Here is a 6,294-nt window from a genome sequence, read left to right as displayed (position 1 = left end):
TCATACACCGGCGGCTGCACCGCGATCGGCTGCTCTTCCACCGTGGCACGCAGCGGAGTCTCGGTGCCACGCACCAGTTCCACGCTGTCCTCGCCGCGCTGCAGTCGCAGTGCATTGGCCAGGCACTGCGCGGCCAGCGCGTGCTCGCCACGCTGCGCGAACAGTTCACCCAATGCCTCCCACGCCGGGGCACCGGCGCCCGCGGCGATGGCCTCGTGCAGGAATGCATCGGCAGCGTCCCACTGCTGCTGCGCCAGGGCCACGCGGCCCTGTGCCAGGCGCAGCGCGGCCGAGTCGTCATGCACGTTGCGCCAGCGCGCCAGGTTGCTCTGGCGGGTGGCAAGGCGTTCGGCGGGAAGGCGACCATACAGCGCCACCAGTTCGTCGTCCCAGCGATGGTCCAGCGCTTGCTCCAGCGCCAGCAGCGCGGGCTCGTCCCAGTTCAGTGCCACCGCGCGGCTGGCATAGGCGCCAACCACGTCCGGGGTGGGGCGCAGCGCCTTGGGCGTGGCTTCCCACTGCGCAGCCAGCGCATTGACGTCGGCCGCTTCCAGCAGCGCCTGTGCCGCCAGGCGTGCTTCCAGCTCGCTGTTCGCGTCGGCCGGCAGCACCTTGCTCTGCCGCAGTGCACCCAGCTGGCCATACGCCTCGTGGGCGCGACCGGCCTGTGCCAGCGCTTCGGTACGCAGCCACAGACCACGCGGCGGCAGCGGCTGGATCGCCGCCACATCCAACGCGTTGATCGCATCCACCGGCAGATCGCGCGCCAGCAGCTGTTCAGCGCGCAGCAGCGCCTGCAGGGTGGCATCGCTCTCGCCAAGACGCTGCAGCAGCGCCTCGCTGGCGGGGCCATCGGCACGCGCCTGTGCACTGCGCACGGCGTTGGCCAGCGCCACCGCGCTCACTTCCGGATCCTTGGCGGCGCCGTCCAGCAGCTTCTCGGCACGCTGCCACTGGCCGTGCTCATAGGCCTGCAGGCCGTCGATCAGGCGCACCCGGCCCTGCTTGCGGCGGTAGCGGCCCCAGGCGCGGAACGGTGCAGCGATCAGGCTCCACAGCAGCCACAGCACCAGCACCGCGATCACCGACAGCAGCGCCACCTTCGGCAGGTTGCTGTGGTAGTCGTAGCCGCCGTAGCGCAGGGTCACTTCGCCGAAGCGGTTGAGGTCATCGGCACCGAGCCATTGCGCGGCCACCACGCCGATGGCCACGGCCAGCAACAGCACGACCAAGGATTGCAGGGGTTTCATGGGGGATTACCTCCGGTCGGTCTGGGTACGCAGCTGCTGCAGGGTGCTGCCAAGAACAGCGTTGCTCGCCTGCAGCGGAAGCTCGCGCAAGGCCTTCAGTTCAGCACGTTGCGCGCGCAGGGCCGGTGAATCCGGCCAACGCCGCTGTGCCCAGTGTTCCACGCGCGCCAACGCGGTATCGCGGCCGGTGCGGTCGCCACGCTCGATCGCGGCGCGCGCCAGAGTCAGTTCCAGTTGCAGTGCATCGTCGGCATTGCGGCGTTCGGCGGCGGTCAGCGGACCGTTCTGGCGGCTCGGGCTGATGTCCACGAACGGCGCCAGCGTGGCCTGCCACCACGGCTTGGCGGTGCTGCTGCCGGTCGTGCCGGTGATCTGCGAGGGCAGGCCCTGCAGCGCGCGGGCCACGGCATCCAGCCGCTGCAGTGACTGCACACGCGGGCCGGTACCCAGCGCATCCAGCGCATCGCGTTCCTGTACCAGTGCCTGGCGCAGATTCAGGCCTTCGCTGTCGGGCAGATCGGCCAGTGCGGTGGCGGCCTGTGCATACAGGCGGCGCGCGCCCTCCACGTCATCCGCGTAATTCAGGCGCTGTGCCGCCTGGGTCAACAGCAGTTCGGCCTCATCGCGCTGTACCGCCTGGCGGCCCTGGTTGGCGCTGTCGGCCAGCTTGGCCAGGTTCTCTTCCAGCAGTGCACTGCGCTGCGAGAGGCCCAGCATCTCGTCGCGCAGCACGCGGTTGGTGGTCGCCGCATCCTGCAGGCGCTGGCTGGTCGCGCGCTGGTCGCGGCGCAATGCGTCCAGCGTCGCCTCCAGGCCCTGCAGCTGCACGGCCATGGTCTGTGCCTGCGCGTGCTGTTCTTCCTGTTGCTGCTGCCAGACGTACCAGCCGGCATAGCCGCCCACGCCAAGCACGACCACCCCGGCCAGCGGCAGCAGCCAGCGCACGGGTCGATGGGGTGAAGCAGTGGGCGGAGTGTCGTTCATCGGGCTTCCTTGTCGGCTGTGTTGCCAGTCGGTTCCGGCAGGCCGCGTTGTGCACAGCATCACTGTTGCCGACCACAGCGGCAAGCGTGACCCACGTCCCTGTTCAGGTCGCTGCCGGGACGGTGAGCGTGGCGTGTGCAGCCGCCACCAGCTGCGCGGTGGTGGGGCCGGCGGCGCGCACGATGTGTTGCAGGCCCAGCGCCCGCGCCTGTTCGCCGAGGCGATCACTGGCTACGACTGCGGTTGCGTGTGCCTGCAGGCGCTGCTGCAATGCGGCTGGAAGCTGCTGCCAGAAATGCTGCAGCGCTTCGCCACTGCTCACCGCCAGCACCCACGGCTGCGCTGAATGCGGCAATCGAGCCAACGTGCGGGGCGGCAGGCGCAGCAATCGGCGCTGGTAGACGTCGGCGCGTTCGATCGTGGCACCCGCCGCCTGCAGTTGCGCAGCGATCAGGCCACGCCCGCCGGGCGCGGTCACCAGGCCGATGCACAGGCCCTGTACGTCGGCCAGCACTGGCATCGCGAGCAGCCCCTCGCTGTCCATGCGCTGCGGTGCGTGCACCTCGCCGACGCCCAGCGCCTGCAGCGCACGCGCGGTGCCTTCGCCCACGGTCAGCCACGGGCTGCGTTGCGCCTCGGCCAGCGGCAGCAGGGACGCGGCTGCGGCAACGGCGGCCGGGCTGGTGAACACCACCCGATCGCAGTTCAGCGCGCGTTGCAGCTGGCGCACCACTGGCGTGCCCTTCAGGCGCTGCAGGCGCCACGGCGAAAGGGCCAGCACATGCCCGCCCAGCCCAGCAACGGCGCGGCGCAGCGCCACATGCTGGCCCTGCGGGCGCAGTGAAACCAGGGTCCAGCCCGCGTCGGAACCGGCGGCGCCAGTGGGTATCGTATGGTCGGCCATTGCCTGCATTATGCGGGCCCTTCGTTGTCTGGTCTCTGCTCCGATGTCCGTTGATGCTCTGACTTCCTCGCTGGCCGCCCTGCAGGACGTGCTGGACTGCATGCCGGCGGTGCGCGCCATGCAGATCCAGCTCGACGGCTATGCCGACGGCGTGCTGCGCATCACCGCGCCGCTGGCCGCCAACGTCAACGACAAGGGCAACGCCTTCGGTGGCAGCCTGGCCTCGGTGCTGACCCTGTCCGGCTGGGCGCTGGTCAGCCTGCGCCTGCGCCTGGCCGGCCACGATGCCGAGGTCTACGTGGCCGACAGCAACCTGCGCTACCTGGCCCCGGTCTACGAAGACCTGCACGCCCATGCCGAAGCGGCCGAGGCCAGCGGCTGGGATGCGTTCCTGAATACCTTCCGCCAGCGCCGCAAGGCGCGCATCAGCATCATCGCCACCCAGCCCGGGGCCGATGGCAAGCCCGCCGCCGAGTTCAGCGGTCGCTTCGTTGCCTTCGCCAAAGGGTAGGATGGCAGGCTGACGTTCTGGGGAAACCACCGATGCGCCGCCTCATCCAGTTCCTGATCTGTTCCCTGCTGCTGGCCAGCGCCGTGGCCTCGGCCGACGACCTCAGCCGCAAGCAGCGCAAGCTGCTGGAAGAGACCCAGATCGCCTACGGCGCCACCATCCGCTGGGGCAGCATGGACGATGCCATCGGCTATCTCGACCCCAAGCTGCGCAAGGAAAAGCCGCCCACCGAGTTCGAGCTCAACCGCTACGCGCAGCTGCGCGTGTCGTCCTACCGCGAGCGCAGCAGCGCCTCGCTGGACGGGGGCCTGGTCGAGCGCCGCGTCGAAATCGGGGTGATCAACCAGAACACCCAGGCCGAGCGCACCGTGGTCGTGGTCGAGCGCTGGCGCTGGGACCCGGAAGCCAAGCGCTGGTGGCAGACCGCCGGCCTGCCGGACCTGTGGAAAGGGCAGTGACGGGCCGCGTCCGGCTTGTGCGACAATCGGCGCCCGCTTAATCGACCCGTGACCTGAGTGAATTACGAAGAGTTGCTGGCCTTTGCAGGCCGAAACCCGATGCTGTCCGCGGCCCTGGTCGGCCTGACCGTGGCCATCATCGTCACCGAAATCCGCCGCCTGTTCCGGGGCTTCAAGGGCATCAAGCCCGCCGAACTGACCCAGCTGATCAACGCGGGCGGCACGGTGGTGGTCGACCTGTCGGCCAGCGGTGACTTCGAGAAGGGCCACATTGCCGGCAGCCGCAATGCCCAGGCCAGTGCCTTCGGCCCGGACAACAAGCTGGTGGCCAATGCCAAGCAGTCGCCGGTGGTGCTGGTGTGCCGCAGCGGCAACGCCTCGGAAACCGCCGCCAAGGCGCTGAAGAAGGCCGGCTTCGAAAAGGTCTACGTGCTCGACGGCGGCATTCCCGCCTGGCAGCAGGCCGAGCTGCCGCTGGTCAAGGGCCGCAACTGATTGCCGCAGGTGGCGGATCCGGCCTTGTATGGGCCTGATGCCGCCCCCATCGCAGTAATTCGACCATCGTTTTCATTGCATTCACCTGGAGTTACTGGAAATGTCCGAAGAGATCACCAACGGCGCCGCTGCGCCGGTCGATGCCGCCACCGGCCCTGCTTTCACCGTCGAGAAGATCTACGTCAAGGACGTCTCCTTCGAGTCGCCGAACGCTCCGACCATCTTCAACGACCAGGTGCAGCCGGAGCTGCAGCTGAACCTGAACCAGCAGGTGCAGCGCCTGGGTGAGAACGCCTTCGAAGTCGTGCTGGCCGTGACCCTGACCTGCCAGGCCGGTGAGCGCACCGCCTATGTGGCCGAAGTGAAGCAGGCCGGCGTGTTCGGCCTGGTCGGCCTGGACCCGCAGTCGATCGACGTGCTGCTCGGCACCCAGTGCCCGAACATCCTGTTCCCGTACGTGCGCCAGCTGATCAGCGACCTGATCCAGGCCGGCGGCTTCCCGCCGTTCTTCCTGCAGCCGATCAACTTCGAAGGCCTGTACGCAGAAACCCTGCGCCAGCGCCAGGAGCAGGGCGACGCACCGTCGCTGGCTGACTCCGAGCCGGCTGGCAACGCCTGATTCCTGCCGCGACGTCACGGATGAGCACTCCCGCTGACAAGATCGCCGTGCTGGGCGCCGGTTCCTGGGGAACCGCGCTGGCCAGCCTGCTCGCGCGGCACGGTCACCCGACCGTGCTGTGGGGGCGCGATGCTGCCGTGGTCGACGCCATCGACCAGCGCCACGAGAACCCGCGTTACCTGCCGGGCATCCCGCTGCCGGACAGCCTGCGTGCCACGACCGACCTGGCGTCGGCGGTGGAGGGCGCGGCCTGGATCCTGGTGGTGACCCCGTCGCATGCCTTCGGTGAAACCGTGCGTGCGCTGGCGCCGCTGCGTCCGGCCGGTGCCGGCGTGGCCTGGGCCACCAAGGGCTTCGAACCCGGTTCGGGCCGCTTCCTGCATGAAGTGGCGCGCGAAGTGCTGGGCGAGGACGTGCCGCTGGCCGTTGTCACCGGGCCGTCGTTCGCCAAGGAAGTGACCCAGGGCCTGCCGACGGCGATCACCGTGCACGGCGACGTGCCCGAGTTCGCGCAGACGGTGGCCGAGGCGATGCACGGCCCGGCGTTCCGTGCCTACACCGGCGACGACATGGTCGGTGCCGAGCTGGGCGGTGCGATGAAGAACGTGCTGGCCGTGGCCACCGGCGTGGCCGATGGCATGCAGCTGGGCCTGAACGCCCGTGCCGGCCTGATCACCCGTGGTCTGAACGAGATGCTGCGCCTGGCCGCTGCGATCGGCGCCAAGCCGGAAACGCTGATGGGCCTGGCCGGCCTGGGCGATCTGGTGCTGACCTGCACTGGCGACCTGTCGCGCAACCGCCGCCTGGGCCTGGCCCTGGGCCGTGGCCAGACGCTGCAGGATGCCGTGCGCGAAATCGGCCAGGTGGTCGAGTCGGTGCAGACCGCCGACGAAGTGATGCGACAGGCGCGCCGTCATGGCATCGACCTGCCGATCTCTGACCGCGTGCGTGCCGTGCTGCACGGCGAGCAGACGCCGGAAGAAGGCCTGCGTGCATTGCTGGCGCGGGAACAGAAACCGGAATACCCGGACACGCTGTTCAAGTGAATCGAAAAACCCCGGCCCAGTGCCGGG

8 protein-coding genes are annotated in these 6,294 nt (G+C 69.3%); 5 read left to right on the top strand and 3 right to left on the bottom strand.

Annotated features, from left to right (window positions below; genetic code table 11):
- The 3 genes from N5J73_RS23850 to N5J73_RS23840 all read right to left on the bottom strand — a co-directional run.
- Window positions 1-1,250: heme biosynthesis HemY N-terminal domain-containing protein (locus N5J73_RS23850; protein ID WP_279941367.1), on the bottom strand; the 1,250-nt coding region annotated here is incomplete at its 3' end.
- Window positions 1,251-1,256: 6 nt separating this feature from the next.
- The gene (locus N5J73_RS23845; RefSeq protein ID WP_049446117.1) at window positions 1,257-2,234 is read right to left on the bottom strand and encodes a uroporphyrinogen-III C-methyltransferase; all 978 of its coding nucleotides are present in this window, start codon (window positions 2,232-2,234) and stop codon (window positions 1,257-1,259) included.
- 103 nt (window positions 2,235-2,337) lie between these two features.
- Window positions 2,338-3,147 carry a uroporphyrinogen-III synthase gene (locus N5J73_RS23840; RefSeq protein WP_049446118.1) on the bottom strand — a complete coding sequence of 270 codons (810 nt, stop codon included), beginning with the start codon at window positions 3,145-3,147 and terminating at the stop codon, window positions 2,338-2,340.
- A gap of 34 nt (window positions 3,148-3,181) precedes the next feature.
- Here N5J73_RS23840 and N5J73_RS23835 point away from each other — a divergent pair, with 34 nt between their 5' ends.
- The 5 genes from N5J73_RS23835 to N5J73_RS23815 all read left to right on the top strand — a co-directional run bounded on the left by N5J73_RS23835 (window position 3,182) and on the right by N5J73_RS23815 (window position 6,267).
- Entirely contained in the window at window positions 3,182-3,649 is a 468-nt protein-coding gene (locus N5J73_RS23835) for a YiiD C-terminal domain-containing protein (protein ID WP_008266702.1), read from the top strand.
- Between the two features lie 32 nt (window positions 3,650-3,681).
- On the top strand, window positions 3,682-4,107 hold the full coding sequence (locus N5J73_RS23830; protein WP_014035526.1) for a hypothetical protein: 426 nt from the start codon (window positions 3,682-3,684) through the stop codon (window positions 4,105-4,107).
- Window positions 4,108-4,164: 57 nt separating this feature from the next.
- The gene (locus tag N5J73_RS23825; protein WP_004134671.1) at window positions 4,165-4,602 is read left to right on the top strand and encodes a rhodanese-like domain-containing protein; all 438 of its coding nucleotides are present in this window, start codon (window positions 4,165-4,167) and stop codon (window positions 4,600-4,602) included.
- A 100-nt stretch (window positions 4,603-4,702) separates the two neighbouring features.
- Window positions 4,703-5,221, top strand: coding sequence for a protein-export chaperone SecB (secB, locus tag N5J73_RS23820; protein ID WP_005407596.1), 519 nt, complete (start codon window positions 4,703-4,705; stop codon window positions 5,219-5,221).
- Between the two features lie 20 nt (window positions 5,222-5,241).
- A complete protein-coding gene (locus tag N5J73_RS23815) occupies window positions 5,242-6,267 on the top strand; it encodes an NAD(P)H-dependent glycerol-3-phosphate dehydrogenase (protein ID WP_021204061.1) in 1,026 nt (341 codons plus the stop codon).
- Window positions 6,268-6,294: the final 27 nt, after the last annotated feature.

It is taken from the genome of Stenotrophomonas sp. GD03654, assembly GCF_029845105.1.
In the GTDB taxonomy this organism is placed as follows: domain Bacteria; phylum Pseudomonadota; class Gammaproteobacteria; order Xanthomonadales; family Xanthomonadaceae; genus Stenotrophomonas; species Stenotrophomonas africana.
The sequence above is the reverse complement of the archived record's forward strand: the minus strand, read 5'-3'. Positions and strand labels throughout refer to the sequence as shown.

Bases quoted from the DNA above. Each gene is read 5' to 3' on its own strand.
- N5J73_RS23815 (WP_021204061.1), top strand. From the start codon at position 5,242: ATGAGCACTCCCGCTGACAAGATCGCCGTGCTGGGCGCCGGTTCCTGG.
- N5J73_RS23845 (WP_049446117.1), bottom strand. From the start codon at position 2,234: ATGAACGACACTCCGCCCACTGCTTCACCCCATCGACCCGTGCGCTGG.
- N5J73_RS23830 (WP_014035526.1), top strand. From the start codon at position 3,682: ATGCGCCGCCTCATCCAGTTCCTGATCTGTTCCCTGCTGCTGGCCAGC.
- N5J73_RS23840 (WP_049446118.1), bottom strand. From the start codon at position 3,147: ATGCAGGCAATGGCCGACCATACGATACCCACTGGCGCCGCCGGTTCC.
- N5J73_RS23835 (WP_008266702.1), top strand. From the start codon at position 3,182: ATGTCCGTTGATGCTCTGACTTCCTCGCTGGCCGCCCTGCAGGACGTG.
- secB (WP_005407596.1), top strand. From the start codon at position 4,703: ATGTCCGAAGAGATCACCAACGGCGCCGCTGCGCCGGTCGATGCCGCC.